Source organism: Rhodococcus sp. EPR-134 (assembly GCF_001647205.1).
Classification (GTDB): Bacteria; Actinomycetota; Actinomycetes; order Mycobacteriales; family Mycobacteriaceae; genus Rhodococcus_F; species Rhodococcus_F qingshengii.
Genome location: NZ_LVCT01000151.1, coordinates 1 through 15783, shown reverse-complemented (window position 1 = coordinate 15783; position 15783 = coordinate 1). Strand labels below are relative to the sequence as shown.

17 protein-coding genes are annotated in these 15783 nt (G+C 61.2%); 4 read left to right on the top strand and 13 right to left on the bottom strand.

All coding sequences use genetic code 11. The features are described from left to right. From A2J01_RS06735 to A2J01_RS06705, 6 genes are all read right to left on the bottom strand, one after another. A partial coding sequence (locus A2J01_RS06735; protein ID WP_064112365.1) for an alpha/beta fold hydrolase occupies positions 1-584 on the bottom strand: 584 nt, incomplete at its 3' end. A 42-nt stretch (positions 585-626) separates the two neighbouring features. Next, positions 627-2177 carry a sodium:solute symporter family protein gene (locus A2J01_RS06730; RefSeq protein ID WP_064112364.1) on the bottom strand — a complete coding sequence of 517 codons (1551 nt, stop codon included), beginning with the start codon at positions 2175-2177 and terminating at the stop codon, positions 627-629. Then, positions 2177-2416 (bottom strand): hypothetical protein, encoded by a 240-nt coding sequence (locus tag A2J01_RS36305; protein ID WP_047271996.1) that lies wholly within the window; start codon positions 2414-2416, stop codon positions 2177-2179. The genes A2J01_RS06730 and A2J01_RS36305 overlap by 1 nt, the downstream gene beginning before the upstream one ends. A gap of 375 nt (positions 2417-2791) precedes the next feature. Continuing rightward, the gene (locus A2J01_RS06720) at positions 2792-3796 is read right to left on the bottom strand and encodes a helix-turn-helix transcriptional regulator (protein WP_064112363.1); all 1005 of its coding nucleotides are present in this window, start codon (positions 3794-3796) and stop codon (positions 2792-2794) included. A gap of 517 nt (positions 3797-4313) precedes the next feature. Then, a complete protein-coding gene (locus tag A2J01_RS06710; protein ID WP_054827031.1) occupies positions 4314-5339 on the bottom strand; it encodes a hypothetical protein in 1026 nt (341 codons plus the stop codon). Between the two features lie 106 nt (positions 5340-5445). Beyond that, entirely contained in the window at positions 5446-6774 is a 1329-nt protein-coding gene (locus A2J01_RS06705; RefSeq protein WP_156519199.1) for a hypothetical protein, read from the bottom strand. Positions 6775-7124: 350 nt separating this feature from the next. On the opposite strand from A2J01_RS06705, the gene A2J01_RS06700 reads away from it, so the two are divergent. Continuing rightward, on the top strand, positions 7125-8687 hold the full coding sequence (locus tag A2J01_RS06700) for an ABC1 kinase family protein (protein ID WP_231915721.1): 1563 nt from the start codon (positions 7125-7127) through the stop codon (positions 8685-8687). Next, positions 8684-9067, top strand: coding sequence for a hypothetical protein (locus tag A2J01_RS36805; protein ID WP_231915720.1), 384 nt, complete (start codon positions 8684-8686; stop codon positions 9065-9067). The genes A2J01_RS06700 and A2J01_RS36805 overlap by 4 nt, the downstream gene beginning before the upstream one ends. Positions 9068-9081: 14 nt before the next feature. On the opposite strand, the gene A2J01_RS06695 is transcribed toward A2J01_RS36805, so the two are convergent. From A2J01_RS06695 to A2J01_RS06680, 4 genes are all read right to left on the bottom strand, one after another. Further along, a complete protein-coding gene (locus A2J01_RS06695) occupies positions 9082-9813 on the bottom strand; it encodes a hypothetical protein (protein ID WP_064112361.1) in 732 nt (243 codons plus the stop codon). Between the two features lie 38 nt (positions 9814-9851). After that, on the bottom strand, positions 9852-10136 hold the full coding sequence (locus tag A2J01_RS06690) for a hypothetical protein (protein WP_047271985.1): 285 nt from the start codon (positions 10134-10136) through the stop codon (positions 9852-9854). Positions 10137-10263: 127 nt separating this feature from the next. Further along, complete coding sequence (locus tag A2J01_RS06685; RefSeq protein ID WP_064112360.1) at positions 10264-11871, bottom strand: AMP-binding protein; 1608 nt, start codon at positions 11869-11871, stop codon at positions 10264-10266. Positions 11872-11974: 103 nt separating this feature from the next. After that, positions 11975-12166, bottom strand: a complete 192-nt coding sequence (locus A2J01_RS06680) for a hypothetical protein (protein WP_039973125.1) — start codon at positions 12164-12166, stop codon at positions 11975-11977. A gap of 25 nt (positions 12167-12191) precedes the next feature. Here A2J01_RS06680 and A2J01_RS06675 point away from each other — a divergent pair, with 25 nt between their 5' ends. Continuing rightward, the gene (locus tag A2J01_RS06675) at positions 12192-12707 is read left to right on the top strand and encodes a CGNR zinc finger domain-containing protein (RefSeq protein WP_003940315.1); all 516 of its coding nucleotides are present in this window, start codon (positions 12192-12194) and stop codon (positions 12705-12707) included. Between the two features lie 10 nt (positions 12708-12717). Here A2J01_RS06675 and A2J01_RS06670 read toward each other — a convergent pair whose 3' ends face one another. The 3 genes from A2J01_RS06670 to A2J01_RS06660 form a co-directional block, all read right to left on the bottom strand. Next, positions 12718-13350 carry a hypothetical protein gene (locus tag A2J01_RS06670; RefSeq protein WP_007729953.1) on the bottom strand — a complete coding sequence of 211 codons (633 nt, stop codon included), beginning with the start codon at positions 13348-13350 and terminating at the stop codon, positions 12718-12720. A gap of 87 nt (positions 13351-13437) precedes the next feature. After that, positions 13438-13974 carry a hypothetical protein gene (locus A2J01_RS06665; RefSeq protein WP_007729952.1) on the bottom strand — a complete coding sequence of 179 codons (537 nt, stop codon included), beginning with the start codon at positions 13972-13974 and terminating at the stop codon, positions 13438-13440. Between the two features lie 150 nt (positions 13975-14124). Continuing rightward, entirely contained in the window at positions 14125-15288 is a 1164-nt protein-coding gene (locus tag A2J01_RS06660; RefSeq protein WP_064112359.1) for an LLM class flavin-dependent oxidoreductase, read from the bottom strand. 157 nt (positions 15289-15445) lie between these two features. On the opposite strand from A2J01_RS06660, the gene A2J01_RS06655 reads away from it, so the two are divergent. Then, positions 15446-15783, top strand: a 338-nt coding sequence (locus tag A2J01_RS06655) for an MFS transporter (protein WP_156519198.1), incomplete at its 3' end; no start/stop codon positions are given.

Genomic DNA, 15783 nt, shown 5'->3' with positions numbered 1-15783 from the left:
TCGAGCCACCTCACTCGGTCTTCCGGGCTCAAGCCTCCCAGCGCAGCGTCGAAGGTGGCATCGACGAAATCATCGGGAACAACCCAGTCGTCGTCGACCGGCTCGCCGAAGGCCTCGATGTAGGGGGTGCAGAATCCCGGCCCGTCCCAGCACCCGAGGTCACGACTGCGTTGACTCTCGACGTCCAGCGAGGTACCCAACGGAATCAGGCCTTTGACTACCTCTGGTGCCAGCAAGCCCATCCGAGTGGCAATCCACCCCCCTTGCGAAGTCCCCAAGACGAATGCGTTCGGAATGTCCAGTGCCGCAAGCGCCTGCAGATTCGCAACTGCGCTGTCCCAGTAGGTAAAATGCTTGTATGTCGAACGGGTTCGACCATGACCGTACGGCTCGAGCGCCAGCAGGTTGGCCCTGCCGGTCAGCGCAGTATCCGCGAACTGGTCGCGGTACAACTCCGCAGAGGTGGTGTACGAGTTGATCATGACCAGGGTCGGCAATTCGGGGTTGTAAGGTCGCCCGAACGTGGCCCCTATGACCGAGCCGCCGAGGTGGGGGATGGTGATGGTTTGATCAAACGTGCTCATGAACTCAATTCCTCTTCTTTGTGGGAAAGTCCCGAGATCGGGTCACGGTAAAGGTGCGGGCGCTACCTGGCCGGCACTCGGCACGGGTGTTGTCTGGCCGGGGCTGCGGGACGGCTCTCGGGCCGACTCGAAGAGCTGATCAACTCGTTCCAACTCTTCCCGGTCACTGGCTCGAAGGAGACTGACCGCGACGAAGACGACAAGATTGGCTACGAGGCCGACCAGCCCGGAACCTAACCCCTCAAGCCACGGCACTGCCCCGCCTTGGTCCATGTACGGAACCGTCAGCGCCAGAGCGATTACCGCACCGACGAGCAGCCCGGCGATTGCGCCGTCCCTGTTACCTTTGCGCCACATGAGTCCACCGAAGATCGGTACGGCAAGTTGGATGATGGCTTGATACGCCAACTGCGTGACGCCGGCCAAGTTGGGTGAATCGTAGATGCGGTACGCGATGATCGCGGCAACCATTGCGGTAACTGCCATCGCAGCCTTGGCGAGGTAGAGCTCCTGCTTGTCCCGCAGTGGGTGAACGACAGCAACGATGTCGTTTGCAACTTGAGTGCCGATCGCTTGGGTGACCCCGTCGACGAAACCCATTCCCGCCGCGAAAACTATGACAAGCGCGATCGCCAACAACCAGGTACCACCGGCGTCCTGCGCGATCGCGAAGAACGACGATACTGGATTGGCGGCCGCGAAAGGAATCGGCGCCGCGCACAGCGCGACAAACATGAGTAGAACGCAGAACACGAAGCCGATTGCCATTGTTTGCAGCGAGCCCTTTTTCACTTCACGCACGCTGGCCGCAGTGTAGATTCGCGTGAATATCATAGGCCAGCAAAGACTTCCAATGATTCCGGCGGCCACGATGCCGAAGTAGTAGAGTCCGCCTTCATCGGATCCGAAGCCGAGCAGGCTCAGTTGAGCGTCGGTAAGCTTGCTCATGTTCGAGATGCCACCGAAGTAGAAGAACAACAGGCCCAGGCACAAAATGGCCGATCCGATGTAGGCAACAATCCCCTGGACCATATCGGTGAGGATGAGACCCCTCATACCCATCTGGACGGTCCAGAACTGACGCACGACCAATACTGCAATCCCGATCAGGATGGAGTCGGCGTCAGAGAGTTTACCCAGCGATGCCCACTGAACTACCGCGCCCATTGCAATGAGCCCGAGAACGAGCCAGGGCACGAGGGCGACGACACTGATGGCGCTTCCGATCAATTTCAGGCCGCGGCTGTTGTACCGCAGGTCCAGTAGATCCGCCTGGGTCCGCAGGTCGAACTTCTTACCCCACTTCCATACTGGCCGGGCGATGAAATACATCGCGAGAACACCAAGGACGGAGTAGACGAGAAAGTACAACCCGATCACGCCACTAGCAACGGTCAGACCGAAAACCGCGGTAAAAGTCGAACCGGGCCACCATGAATTCGTGTACGCCATCGACACGAACCAGCTCGAAAACGAGCGCTCGCCGACGGCGTAGTTGCTGAACGTCGCGACGCTTTGCCGGTTCTTGGAGATGTGAAGGACAACAACGATGACCACGAAGAAGACGCCTAAGGCGCCAAAAGTGACGATCATCAGTCCACCGCTCCCTGACGACACTCGGTGACCCAGAGGCCGGTGACTGCTGCGATCGCAGCTGCGGACACGAGTATCAGGTACCAGACCGAAATCGGTACGCCGATGACCAGACCGTGCTGGTGGGACATTGCGATGTACAAAGGTGGCCAGAGCGCGATCATATTGATCAGCGCGAATAGTGCGCCGAAGGCGATGTTCCTCGCTGGGGAACGACTGAATAAGCCAGTGCGTTTCATTGGTACTCTTTTCGTCTCTGCAGGCCGTCAACAGGGCCGGCTGGGCGGCGTATAGCCAGATGAAAAGCGTATGAACAATCACATTCCTCGACCATCGGTCAGTTGACGTATTTTCCGCATACCTCCGGTCGGACATCGCATGCGGACACAACAAACCGAACGGGCGAAATGTACTGGGGCATCGAGAATTTCATAACCGGAACTGAACGGGCGAGAATCCGCCACTAAAGATGCGGCTGCTGCATCATCAACGGAGATACATCTTCCCTCACAACGCCTTTGGCGCTACCGTAGGGCTTTGGTTTACGCCCGTTCCGGCTACCCCGACTCGCTGGTCGTTGCGGTCACCCTGCCCGACGGTTGCACTCCGGGTCCTCACATCTCGCTCGCGAGCAACAGTCCTGCTTCCACAGCAAGCGCGGCGAGCTGCACCCGAGATTGGCTCCCAAGTTTGACGAGAAGATGCTCGACGTGGGTCGAAACGGTTCTAGGACTGATGAACAGCTTCTTCGCGATCTGGGGATTGGAATAGCCTCGGGTGACCCAGTGAAGAATCTGCACTTCCCGGCAGCTCAACCCGAACGGCCACGGAATCCGACGTTCAACAACCACGAGGGACGTTCCGGGACCCGCCGACAACTCGATCCGATGGCACGAACCATCCGACTCGGCCCACAAGTACTGCGCAGGTCGGCCAGCCCAATCCCGGATCGCTGACGCCAACCACCTGCGCGCAGACTCTCCAAGAACCGGACCCGCCGTATGACCGGGCAGCTCCGAAATTGCGCCTGTATCGGTGACTATGGCGGCGTGCGCTGCCACCCCAGCCCGTTGCACGGAACCATGAGCGCTCCGGAAGAGATCACAGACGTCAGCGAGTACAGGACGGAACCTCTCGATCACGCGAAGTGCCTCGTTACTGGCGTCTTTGGGGCGCGCCCAACTCACGTGCAGAGCACCGGTATATCGCCCACCAGGCAACCTCAGACACATGGTCGCCCCCTCCTTGAACCCAGCGGGAATCAAGAATCCCTCGGCTGACTGAGTCTGCGCGAACGGAATGTGCCAATCCCTCTGCAAGTCCAGCCAACGAAGGGCGTGCGGAACCTGGGTATGCAACAAATGAAAGCCCGGATTCCCATCGACGAACGCATCGTTCATATGTTCGTCGAGCTCCCGCGTATAGCCTTCGCTCGCCAACGTGACGTGCCTATGACTTCCTGAACCCGCATCCCATGCCGTCAATGCGTATCCATCCCATGGAATCGAATCACGCAGGACTCTCATTGCAGCAGAAGCGCGCACGTGGACATCGGATAGTTCGACGAAACGGCCATCGTCCGGCGGGATCATGGCCGGAAGCAAAGCGTGGATCTGCATACGATACTCCTGGATCCGACTCCCCCAAGTACGTATAGGCTCTCATTGTCTCGCCAGTCAGGCAACATCGGGGAACGAGAGGGAAACCGGCGGCAGAGCCACACGCAGTGGTCGAAAAGTGGCTGGGTTTACGCCCACCCGGCGATCGGCTCGACCAAGCTGGGGTCGCTGTCCCCGGCATTTTTGGCGGCAGTCGAGACTTCGCAAAGCTCAGATGCGGCACCCGCAATCGAACTGTCACTGGCGGCAACCGCTGACAAACAGTGCGCGCAGATTGGCTGCAAGTTGACCACCAATGGTGAATCGGCAATCGTTCGGGCAGCGATCAAGGGTATACCGTTCGGCACCATCACAATTCACACTGAATCAGGGCCGATCCACACCGAATCGTTGTCGAACACCGGGACCGGCGGAGGTGCGTTCGTCGCCGCGGTGGGCAGTGCAGCAAGTTTCCGGCCATGTTCGATGACGCTGCCAGATGCCCGTTCTCCTTGAAGAGTGCCTATCGCCCTCAGTCTCAGTCGCCGTTCGAACCGCCGAATACAAGTTCAGGCGTGCCCACTACCGATAGGCCGGGGTGTAGTTGCTGCTGTAGGGACTCGATCCCGGCGGTGTCGAGTGTTCCGTGGTGAATCTGGCAGACCCAGTCGAAATCTTCTGTAGACCAGGCGATCTGATATCCGTAAGTCTTGGTTTTCCACGGCTGGTTCGATCGTGGCCTCCGGGCGATCCATCCCGCTTTATCACCGAGTTCTGCGGCGAATGCGCCGGTTTCGGGTTCGATCGAGTGAACGAAGCGTGGGGTCAGGTCCGTCAGCATGGGCACCCTGATGGGTTCGGCGGCGATCTCCTCATGAAACCAGCTCATCGACTCCTGCGCCGGCGTTACTGGTGGCCCGCCGCGACCGGTGAGGCTCCTCGATTCTGCATCGGTGGTGACCGGACCGTCCCAGGTGAACAGGGAGAGTTCGAGGTGCTCCCCCACTCTGAGGTCGGTGTATGCGGCGCCGTCGATACCGTCGCCGGAGTGTTGGGCAAGTACCGCACCGGTTTCGGCGTCGACGACAAGCCGCAGCGACGGCTTCGGCAGATTCCGGCTCTCGCGTGGGGCGAGATCCACCGACCAGCATCGACGGCCGAGGAACTCGACGTCTGTCACCGGCCCTGTCGGGCGTGAATGATCGTTGCCGACCCAATGCTCAACGCGCGGGGTGATCGCAAGGTATCGGCCCGCGCCGGGCGAGTGCACGTGATGGAGTTCGGTGCAGCGCGGTTGGTCTGGGTCGGCGGTGAAGTCCCAAGCGGTGGTGCCGTCGCTGACGAACATCACCTGCCCGTCGAGTGACTCGATCCTCGATCGGCGCCCCCACCGATACAGATGCACGCCGGGGAGGCGAACGGGAAGAAACACAGGTTCTTCACCGTAGCTGCCGAAGTAATAGTGAAACGGTTCGTCGGAATTGCGGTACGGGACCACGACCCCGTGGACCGGTTGCCGCGGTCCGTCGGCCAAGGTCACCAACATCTGCACCCATTCGGTCATCACTGCCTCCGTTATGCATTCGGGTATCGGTCGTCTGCGGCCTAGGTCAACGCGCCTCCCACTGGTTTCGGTGAGCTTTCCGGCCCGATCGCCTGCGCCGCTCAGCTCAGACATGCAGGACTCCCGCGATCGCTTCGGAAGCCGCGGGGTAGGCGCGGGTGTCGGCTTGTTCCCTCAACTCTGCCGAGGCGTAGGACAGGAGATTGTCGAGACGAACACCAAGCTCGTCGTACAGATTCAGCCGAGCTGTCAACATCAGTCCCGGGTAGTCACGATGCCGGAATCGGACATGGATCCGGCCGCTCGGCCAGTGGCCGACGTACGTGGCGCTCACCTGATCGACTTTGTCCGAGAACCGTATTCGGTCGAGACCGCGCAGGCAGTACTGCACGTACCCGTGATGATCGAGTGGCTCAGGCCCGACAGGCCAGCACCGATCGGTGATGTCGATGCCGCCGGTGATCAGCGAATGGATGCCGCCATCGACCCCGGTGGAAAGTACCGACCGACCGCCGGCAGGACGGGTAGCGGTCCTCGCGACCAACCACAGCCTCCTGGCCCCTGCGACCCCGTGGGCGACATCCATCCCGGGCAGCATCAAAGTCGTCACCGGCGACGGAACCTCACCACGGTAGGCCCGTACAGTTGTGGCGCCACGCGCAATGGGGTCTTTGCCCCAGTACCAGCGCACGTTGCCATCGAATGCGCGCTTGCGGCGATGGTTTTCGTTGTACGACACATCCGCATACTCGCTGGCGTACCCGACCTGCCGATTTTCCGCGCACAGGTAGGTGTTGCGGTCGATGCGCAGCGGGGCCGGATCATGCAGAGGTATCTGCAATACCGATGAGCTGTAACGCAACTCGAACCCGGCCCGCTTTCCTCCCGTGCCGTCCACGCGCGGCACCCGTTCCCACGGATCGTGCTCGACACCGAGATAGAGCGAGGATTCGTCGAACTCGGCCGACACGATCGCCGCGGCATCCACTTCGACCAGACGCATCCCACCACCCGGCTTGCTCACCAGCAGCGCCGGTTTGCGCCTCAGCGTCCGTGGCGGAATATCCGGCGAGGGTGAGATGTCGTTGTGCCTGCGTGTAGTCGTCATACACCAGGCGCCGGCGCGTCCCGCGCCGATCAGATGGTGCCCTTCGGTGTATTCGGACCGGTCGATGCCGTCGGTACCGACGTGAACCAAAGGGCCGTCGCGGTGATTCTGTATCCACAAACCGGACTCGTCGGCAGAGATCTGTGCTGGGCCGAATCCCGGAGGGGTCGGAGGAAGATCGGTCCACGCCACCAACCCCGCCAACGATTCTGTGTGCGGATCAATCAGTGCCGCAACGGGTTGACGCTCGTCGACCACCCACAGGTGAGCAGCGGCGAAGAAGACATATCGAGGGCGCAGGAACCTACGCCGGAGGTGGGCGCTCATGCGCCTTTCTGCAGAGTCATGACATCGACGGTACCAGCGAAACCGCATCGTGTACCGCAACGGTCGCCCGACTGGTTCGATTTCAGGGCTGCCGATCGCGCAACTCCTCGACGATAATCCACTGCGATCGAGGGTTGAGCGCACCGTGCGCTGTGATTGTTTCTTTGCTGCGGTGCACTATCTTCTTTTTGGACGTTCGATCAGGACGGGTCGACATCGGAGCGAATGAACTCCAAAGTGCCCGAGCACGTTCGACGCTTGGGCACTGTCGGACTTTGTTACCCGTCAGTCGGGGTGGGCTCAGGGTTTTCCTGGATGAATCGCAGATTGCAAACCCGTACGCTATCGCAATGGACTTGATGGTCTGGATCGTCACGACGCCATTTCTTGCAGCAGCACTGGCGGGCGTGATGCGACGAACGCTGGGGACGAGGGTCGGTTGGCCACGGACACTTGTGATCGCGGTGATAGCGCTCTCGGTGGGTGTCCCACTCTCGGGCTACGCCGCGACATTCGCAGGAATTGCCAGCCAGGACGATCAACTTCTGGTGAGCGTAGGAACAGCGCTCATATTCTTCGGAGTTGTCGCGCTCTGGGTGTTCGCAGCATGCCTGGCCGCATTGGTTTTCCTCGAAGTTGTCCTTCCAACAGGGTCCATCCCCGGACCGCCAGAAGCATTGCAGCGCAGCCGCAAATCGTGGCGACGAACCAAGCGATACGTCCAGATCATGGGCATCGTCGTGCGAGCGGGAGGCGGGCCCGCTCTCCGTGCTGGGCCATCAGCGCCTCAGTTCGGGGACGCGCTGGTGGAAGTAATCAACCGGTGCGGTGTCACTTTCGTCAAGCTGGGACAGATCCTCGGCACGCGAGACGACCTCATACCACCCGAGTTGGCTCGCACTCTCTCGTCTCTGCAAAGTTCGGCACGACCGGCTGATCCAGTCCGCATTGGGGAGCTACTGGCATCGGAACTCGGCGACGCACCAGAGTCGGTGTTCGCATGGTTCGATGTGGAGCCGTTCGCCGCCGCCTCTGTCGCACAGGTACATTCCGCGCGCACCGTTGAAGGCGTCGACGTTGTGGTGAAGGTTCAACGCCCCGAGGCGAGCGCACAAGTGAGCGTGGATTGCGATATCTTCCTTCGCGTTTCGGCGCTCGCGGAGACCCGTTTTCCCTGGGCACGCGATATCGGCGTTCACCGACTCGCCGGGGGCCTCGTCACGTCACTGCTCGAGGAACTCGACTACCGCACCGAAGCAGCGAATACCGGCGCGATTGCTTCCACCATGTCGAACCGCCCGGATATCGTCGTTCCGCACATCTACCCCAACCTCAGTAGCGGACGGGTGCTCGTGATGGAACGTCTTCACGGCACACCGCTCTCCGACGGTGAGTCGGCGCTCACCGGCCTCGACCGCGACACCCGCAGCAGCATCGCCAACGAACTTCTTGCGTCGTTGCTCGACGGGATCTTTGTCCACGGCGTGTTTCACGCGGACCTGCACCCCGGCAACATCATGATCCTCGATGACGGCCGGGTCGGGCTCCTCGACTTCGGCGCAGTAGGGGTTCTGGACGGCGAGACACGGATCTTGTTCGCCGTGCTCCTCAACGCTGCCCTCGCAGGTGATCCGGTGGCGACAGTCGACGCGATGCTGATGGCATTCGACGTGCCGCCCGAAGTTGATCGCGGAGCACTACGTCACCAGGTGGGCCGAGAGATCACCCTGCTCAGTGTCCAACCCAATGTTTCCATGGCATCGTTCGCGCGAATGTTCACTGTGCTTCGCGAACACCGAATCGGAGTGCCGGGAGACGTCGCCGCCGCTTTCCGTTCGCTCGCGTCCTGCGGCTCCTGGATCCGCAGATCGACCTCGTCGCTGCTGTTCGGGCCGAAGTACCCCGACTGTTGACCCATGTCGCCAGCCCGACTGCAGCCGCACAGGCAATCCTGTCGACGACGGCGGTCACAACCGCGGTGGTCCGGCGCCTGCCTGGTCAGCTCGATCAGATCGCGACCTCGATTGCCTCGGGAAGCTTCACACTTCGCACTCGCTCGGTCGCACACCCCGACGACAGGCGATGGCTACGACGGTCGGCGAACAACGCCCTGGGTATGGCGGCGGGGGTGACCGCGCTGATTGTCGCGGCGATCCTTCTGTTCGTACCTGGCGGACCACAACTCACACCTCAGCTGTCGGGCTATGCACTCGCGAGTGCGGTACTGGGCTTCGTCGGCGTCGTTCTGTGCATGCGGACCGTGTTCCGTTTGTTCACACTCGACAACCGGTAACCAGTAACTGATGTTCATCGCTTGATCTCGATGTCGTCGAAGTCGAGCGCCAGGAGCGTCGGCCGCGAGGGAACGCGGCCGCCTGGGCCTCTCGGGCGCACACGTCGTCGAGTGGGAAAGGTGAGACCGTCGAACTCGCGATGCTGGTCGCAGTAGAGAGCAGCTTTCGCCCAGCTGCCTACCGGTTCGGCGACGAAGTCGTGACGGCGGATGCGGCCACCGTTGTCGACATAGAAGGTCTGCTGCCGGCAATGGGTATCGATCGCCGGCGCGAACGTTGCTTGTAGTCGTCGCCATTGCTGCCCGGATTCCTGCCAAGGTTCGGCTTCGGTGACAGTGATGTCGTCGCGGGCGAGCAGCAGCGGTGCGTTCAGATAGTTCCAAAAGGCGTAGCCGGCAAAGTAAGCGGTGTCGAGCGCGTCCCAGTGGAGGTTGCGCCGGACTCCACTCAACCCGAAAAACTCTGGACGTGGGTCGGTTCGACTCCCGAGTTCTTCGCCGTCACGAGTTTCGATCCGCACGACGCCCTTGTCGAACACAGCGCACTCGCCGACACGCGGAAAGTCTTGGAGGACAGTGCGTTGCTCGGCGACTTCAACCTCGACCGTGAACTTCGCCAGCTTGTTGCCGGGGAAGCGCTGAGGCAGCAGACCGCCCAAACGTCCCCGTGCCGTGATCGCTGAAACAGACTGCCAACGTTCGACTCCGCCATGTGCGGTGAGGACTTCATCGAGTAGTTCGGTCATATGTCGACGCTCTCCGTCCCCTGACGGAACTGTGGAAATCAGCGATCAGACGGACGCGTAGTTGTAGTTGCGTTCCTCCCGCGGTACCACTGCCACCCCGCGGTGATGATGACAGCGCCGGCAAGGGACCCGAGGATGCCGCTGGGACGCAATGATATTCCATCGCCCGCAATCAAACTCACAAGCAGTCCGCCCACCAGCGAACCACCGATTCCCGCGATGAACGCGAAGGTCCAATCCACTCGTGCGGCCCTTTGCCCCAGAATCAACTGGGCTCCCGCTCCGATGACGATTCCGAACAGAAGTATTCCGATGATGAGCATGAGCTGAGACCCTTTCGTGGAGTGACGACGCAAGGCGCGAACGACTTACTCTGCGCCATCTTTCCGGTATGTCTCTTATGTCGTGGTGAAATCCGTGTGAAAGGTTGTCGCCACCCACTCCACACTGCTAGGACGACGCCAGTGTCGTCGCCCAGCGGTAGTCCGCCTTACCGGCCGGGGTTCGCTTGACTTCATCGACCAGCACGATCGTGCGCGGCACCTTGTAGCCGGCCAACGTCTTGCGGCAATGTTCCTGAACCGCTTCGAGAGTCAACTCGTCGGATCCGGGGTAGGTCGCGATCACCGCTGCGACCTGCTGCCCCATGCGCGGGTCGGGAGCGGGGACAACGAGTGCGTCCGATATTGCCGGATGCGCGTGAAGGGCAGCCTCGACCTCTTCGGCGAAAACCTTCTCGCCGCCGGTGTTAATGCACTGTGAGCCGCGGCCCAGGAAGACAATCGTGCCGTCCGCTTCAACCTTGCCCATGTCGCCGAGCACCGAAAGACGGGTGCCGTCAGCGCGGGTCGGGAACGTGCGGGCGGTCTTCTCTTCGTCCTTGTAGTACCCGAGCGGGACGTTTCCGATACGCGCGATGTAGCCCACGTCGTCGGAGCCGGCGGGGATCTCTTCGAGCCGCTCGTCGACCAGGATCATGTTCGGCGAGGGCGGCATTCGCAGATTTCCCGCCTCATCGATGGAGAAGGCGCCGTCATTACCGGACTCCGAGGCTCCGAAGTTGTCCCGCAACAGCAGGTCCGGCTTCACCGCCAGCATGCGGTCTCGAACGCTGGTGGACCAGATCGCACCACCTGACGTGATCGAGAAGAGACTGCTGAAATCGACCTCGTCTTTGCGTCGTTCCATCTCGTCGACCAACGGCAGTCCCATGCCGTCACCGACGATCAGGATCACCTGTACCGAATCCTTCTCGATCGCTTCGACGACCTTCTCCGCAACGAATTCTCGTCGTAGAACCACGCGGGCACCGAGGGTGAGGAAGGTGAACAGCGAATACAACGCTGCGCCGTGCATGAGGGGGGCGGCAATGAGGAACGAGAGTTCCGGAAATTCCTTTGCAGCGCTGGCTATCTCGGCGAGGTCCTGTCGAGCTTCCTCGCCGTACGGATTTCCGCCGGAGAGCGGCTTACGGAAGAAGTCGTCGTGACGCCACATGACACCCTTCGGGTATCCGGTCGTCCCGCCGGTGTAGAGCAGGTACACGTCGTCGCCCGAACGAGAATCGAACTCCCCTACCGGTGACATCTCGCGAGCGTCGTCGAAGGAAACCACCGACACTTCATGCGCTTTCGCGGCAGCGACCAGTTCGGCCTCGACCTCGCCGATCACGATCACCGTCTTCACCTTCGGGCATGCACCGAAAAGGGAAGCAAGGACACGCTGATGCTCGGGGAGTTCCACGACCACTGCGACCGAGTCGGAGTTGGTGAAGATGTACTCCAGCTCGGCGGGCGTGTACCGGTAGTTCACATTGATCGGGACCGCACGGATCTTGATCAACCCGAGGATCGACGTGACATGTTCGACGCTGTTCTTCAGGAACAGGGCTACATGATCGCCGCGCGAGATGCCGGCTTGCGCGAGCAGGTTGGCCGTTCGGTTGGCTTCCGCGTCCAGCTCAGCGTAGGAGAAGTTCTCTCCCTCGTAAGTCAAGGCGACGCGATCAGGCACCGAGCTGGCGACGGTTTCGAATACATCAGCGAGGTTGAACTGCATCGTCTTCCCTTTCAGAGTCTGCGCCGCGATACCGAGGCATACAACCCTGAATCTAGAACACGTTCCATGTCACCCGAGGCAAAACGGAGCGATTAGCTGACCATTACCTGGACCTGACCTTGATCGGCGCAGCGACGGCCGAGCCCGCACCGCCCGACACCCATTCGGCGAGCAAGGTCTGCCACGACCCGCAATGGCAGCGCAGGTAGGTGACCGTCCCCTCGCTGGTCCGATGCCGAGATTCGATCTCCCAGCGGTGGATGCAACTTATCGGCGCGAAATCTGTTTTCTTCATACGACGAGCATGATGTAATGGCATTGTGCATCTCAACCCTTACGGCGAATATGCGGTGACGCTGGCCGCCGACCTGGCCAATCGAAATCCCGAGACCTTGGCCGAACTCGTCGAACGCTGCGTCGATGCAGGCATCATTCTCGATTTCCCCATCGCCGAGAAGGACCTCGACGAGACCCTCGACCTTCTGATCGAGTGGTCGAAAATCGTCGACGTCACGGAGGAGGCAGCCCGCGCCGAGTTGGTGAACGTCATGCTCGAGCAAGCGTCGGCGTATCCGCGCATGACCAACCACGCAAACGACGGGTGGCATCTGCACTACCGCGATCCGCAACAGTCGCTCGCCGAGGTCCTCAAAGCCCTCTTCTCGGTAGGCACGGCGCTGCACCTCGTCGGCCGCGGAATGCACAGATTAGGTCGGTGCACCCTGGACGAGTGCACCAACATCTATGCGGACACCTCACGCAACGGCAATCAGCGGTACTGCTCCCCCACGTGTGCGAATCGCGACGCGGTGCGACGCCACCGCGCGCGCAAGTGAGCCGGACCGACTACGACGTGGGACCCACTACCTCGAAATCCGAGCCACCTTGGTAGTCGAACTGGAAGCTGCCGCCGCTGCTTCCCGAGCTGATTCGATTCCACGCGTCGATCAAGTCCTGGACCGTGTTATATCCCAGGTCCTCCAAAGAACCTGAGAGACTTCCGGTTCCGGCGCCCTCGAACCAGCCGCCGACCACAACGGCCTGCGGAATCGCGATAGTGGGGTTGGTCGGATCGAGCAGTCGAACGCACGCTCCCGCAACGGCGTACACCCCGGCCGGCAGATTGCCGACGGTCCGCGTGATCGTCTGCCCAGGCGAAACAGCAAACAGATCGAGGATGTTGCTGACGGTCGGATACACCAACACGCCGGGCTGGAGCAGCTTTGCCGGATCACGAATCACGTCGGGGACATCTCTGGCGTTGAGGATCGCCACTGTGCAGTTGATGAAGCTGAACCGCGGGTTCGGGTTGGTGATGGTGAAGGTGATCGCATTGTCCGCTGCGCTCACCGACATCGGAGGCGGGAGAATCGCCGGTGCTGCCGACGCCGTCGCCGGAGTCATGACAACAAGTCCCACGACGGCGGCCGACGCCGCGACAATGCTTCCCAGAGCGCGTTTGAATCCACGACTTCGCATTTCCGAACCTCCAGGCAAGTCGGTCAGATCACCAGATGCCTGAAAAATAGACCGCTCAGTCGGAAAATTGGGGAGACAGACGGTGAGCTACCCGAAAAGTCCTTCGAGGCTGCCGCTGCCGAACAGGTCGCTCAGGCTTCCGGTATTGATGCCGCTGAACGGTCCACCGATGACAACGAGGCTCGGCACGCCAGGAACAGGCTTACCCAACGTCTCCAGATCGAGAAGATCGGAGCAGGCACCGAGCACGGCGTAGGTTCCGTCCGGAACATCGGTCACGGTGTTGGTGACCGTCTGCCCCTTACCGACAGCGAACAGTGAGGACGGGTCGGTGATCTTGGGGTACACCACAAGGTTCGGATCGAGCAGCTTGAGCGGATCATCAAGCACGGCAGCAGAATCCGCGGCGTTGACGACAAACGCCTGGCACAACGGGGCAATGCCCGTGTTGTTGTTCGTGATCGTCAGTGCCAGATCGTTTCCGGTCACCTTGTACGAGACGACCGGCGGGACCACCTCGGCCGACGCAGTTGCAGGATTGACCATCGCGACGCCTGCCGCGGTTGCAGCGGCGACTGCCACGGTTCCCACGACGCGACGGACTCCACTCGTGCCCAGCTTCATCGAGGATCCTTTCGTTCTGCGCCTTGAGTTCGGCAACAGTGCGCAGCCTAGAACGGATCTACTGACCGAATTGCGTGAATAGTCCCGGAGGGAGGCCGTGCCCGAAAGATCGGGACAAACGTCCCCTTCTCGAAGAGCTTGCTTTTCGACTCAGTTCCCACTGGAGACGAAGGGCGTTCGCACCGGTCCGCCGACCGAACCGTGCGGTGCTACCAATCCACGCTTTTCGAGGATCGGACGCACACCCTCACCGAACTGATACGCCTCTTCGAGATGGGGATAGCCCGACAATACAAAGTGATCCAGGCCGATCGCCGCGTACTCGGCAATCCGATCAGCCACTTCTTGGTGCGAACCTACCAATGCGGTGCCTGCACCCCCTCGCACCAATCCGACGCCGGTCCACAGGTTCGGCGCAATCTCCAGCGACCTCGCTCCGACGCCCTCCTTGTAAGCCGAACCGCCGCCGTGCAATTCGAGCATTCGACGCTGACCTTCGGAGCCGGATCGCGCAAGACTCGCCTGAGCCTGCTCGACGGTCGCCGGATCGAGCGCACTGAGCAGCCGATCCGCTTCTGCCCATGCCTGTTCCGAGGTGTCCCGGCTGATGACATGCAGACGGATTCCGTAGTCGAGGTGACGACCTTGGACTTCCGCGAGGTCGCGGATCCAGGCGATCTTGGCGGCAACAGCGGACGGCGTCTCACCCCACGTGAGATACGTATCCGCGTAACGCGATGCGACGGTTCCGGCCGCCGGCGACGATCCGCCGAAGAAGATGGGCGGTACCGGATCCGGAATACGCTGCAGCGTAGCCTTTTCCACGTTGACGTACTCGCCGGGGAAATCAACCGGACCGTTACCGGACCACAACTGGCGGATCACGTCGAGGAACTCGCCGCATCGTGCGTACCGTTGGTTCTTGTCGAGGAAGTCACCGAACGTGCGCTGCTCGTGGTCCTCCCCGCCGGTCACGACGTTGAGCAGCAGACGACCGCCCGACTGCCATTGGAAGGTTGCGGCCATCTGGGCGGCCAGCGTCGGGCTGAGCAATCCCGGTCGCAGAGCAACCAGAAACTTGAGCGTCTCGGGGGTCTCGAGCATCATCGCTGTCGTCAGCCATGCGTCTTCGCACCACGCGCCGGTCGGCGTGAGGACGGCCTCGAAGCCGTTCGTCTCGGCGGCCGCGCCGATCTGATTGAGGTATTTCAGCGTCGCCGGACGATCACCGGACATCGAGCTGCCGTGCCCACCCGCCATCAGATTCCGGGAATCACCGTAAGTAGGCAAGAACCAGTGGAAGCGCAGTGACACGGTGATTCCTTTCGTCGACGAACAGGCAGAACTCTTCTGTCATTACAACCACAGTCCACCTCGAAGAACAGGGTTGAAATCACCCTGATCGCTACGGGTGCCCACTTTCGGCTCCGGCGATACCTTCGTGAATTTGCACCGCGACCCGGGGGCTCCGATGACCACGTTTGCCGAAGTCGAGCACAATTCACCGTTCTCGAACGAGACCGACGACGAGCGGCGATCCAGACTGAGAACCGTCGTCGCCGCGAGCCTGCTCGGCACGACGGTCGAGTGGTACGACTTCTTCCTCTATGCGACGGCCGCGAGCCTCGTCTTCAACCAACTGTTCTTCCCCAACCAGAGTTCCTTTGTCGGGACCATGCTTTCTTTTGCGACCTTCGCGGTCGGCTTTCTCGTTCGCCCCATCGGCGGAGTGGTGTTCGGTCACATCGGCGATCGCATCGGGCGCAAGAAAACGCTTGCCCTCACGATGTTCATCATGGGTATCGCGAC

What these genes read in the sequence shown, in the direction of transcription:
- A2J01_RS06730 (WP_064112364.1), bottom strand. Translation starts at nt 2,177, where the DNA reads ATGATCGTCACTTTTGGCGCCTTAGGCGTCTTCTTCGTGGTCATCGTT.
- A2J01_RS36305 (WP_047271996.1), bottom strand. Translation starts at nt 2,416, where the DNA reads ATGAAACGCACTGGCTTATTCAGTCGTTCCCCAGCGAGGAACATCGCC.
- A2J01_RS06720 (WP_064112363.1), bottom strand. Translation starts at nt 3,796, where the DNA reads ATGCAGATCCACGCTTTGCTTCCGGCCATGATCCCGCCGGACGATGGC.
- A2J01_RS06710 (WP_054827031.1), bottom strand. Translation starts at nt 5,339, where the DNA reads ATGACCGAATGGGTGCAGATGTTGGTGACCTTGGCCGACGGACCGCGG.
- A2J01_RS06705 (WP_156519199.1), bottom strand. Translation starts at nt 6,774, where the DNA reads ATGAGCGCCCACCTCCGGCGTAGGTTCCTGCGCCCTCGATATGTCTTC.
- A2J01_RS06700 (WP_231915721.1), top strand. Translation starts at nt 7,125, where the DNA reads ATGGACTTGATGGTCTGGATCGTCACGACGCCATTTCTTGCAGCAGCA.
- A2J01_RS06695 (WP_064112361.1), bottom strand. Translation starts at nt 9,813, where the DNA reads ATGACCGAACTACTCGATGAAGTCCTCACCGCACATGGCGGAGTCGAA.
- A2J01_RS06690 (WP_047271985.1), bottom strand. Translation starts at nt 10,136, where the DNA reads ATGCTCATCATCGGAATACTTCTGTTCGGAATCGTCATCGGAGCGGGA.
- A2J01_RS06685 (WP_064112360.1), bottom strand. Translation starts at nt 11,871, where the DNA reads ATGCAGTTCAACCTCGCTGATGTATTCGAAACCGTCGCCAGCTCGGTG.
- A2J01_RS06680 (WP_039973125.1), bottom strand. Translation starts at nt 12,166, where the DNA reads ATGAAGAAAACAGATTTCGCGCCGATAAGTTGCATCCACCGCTGGGAG.
- A2J01_RS06670 (WP_007729953.1), bottom strand. Translation starts at nt 13,350, where the DNA reads ATGCGAAGTCGTGGATTCAAACGCGCTCTGGGAAGCATTGTCGCGGCG.
- A2J01_RS06665 (WP_007729952.1), bottom strand. Translation starts at nt 13,974, where the DNA reads ATGAAGCTGGGCACGAGTGGAGTCCGTCGCGTCGTGGGAACCGTGGCA.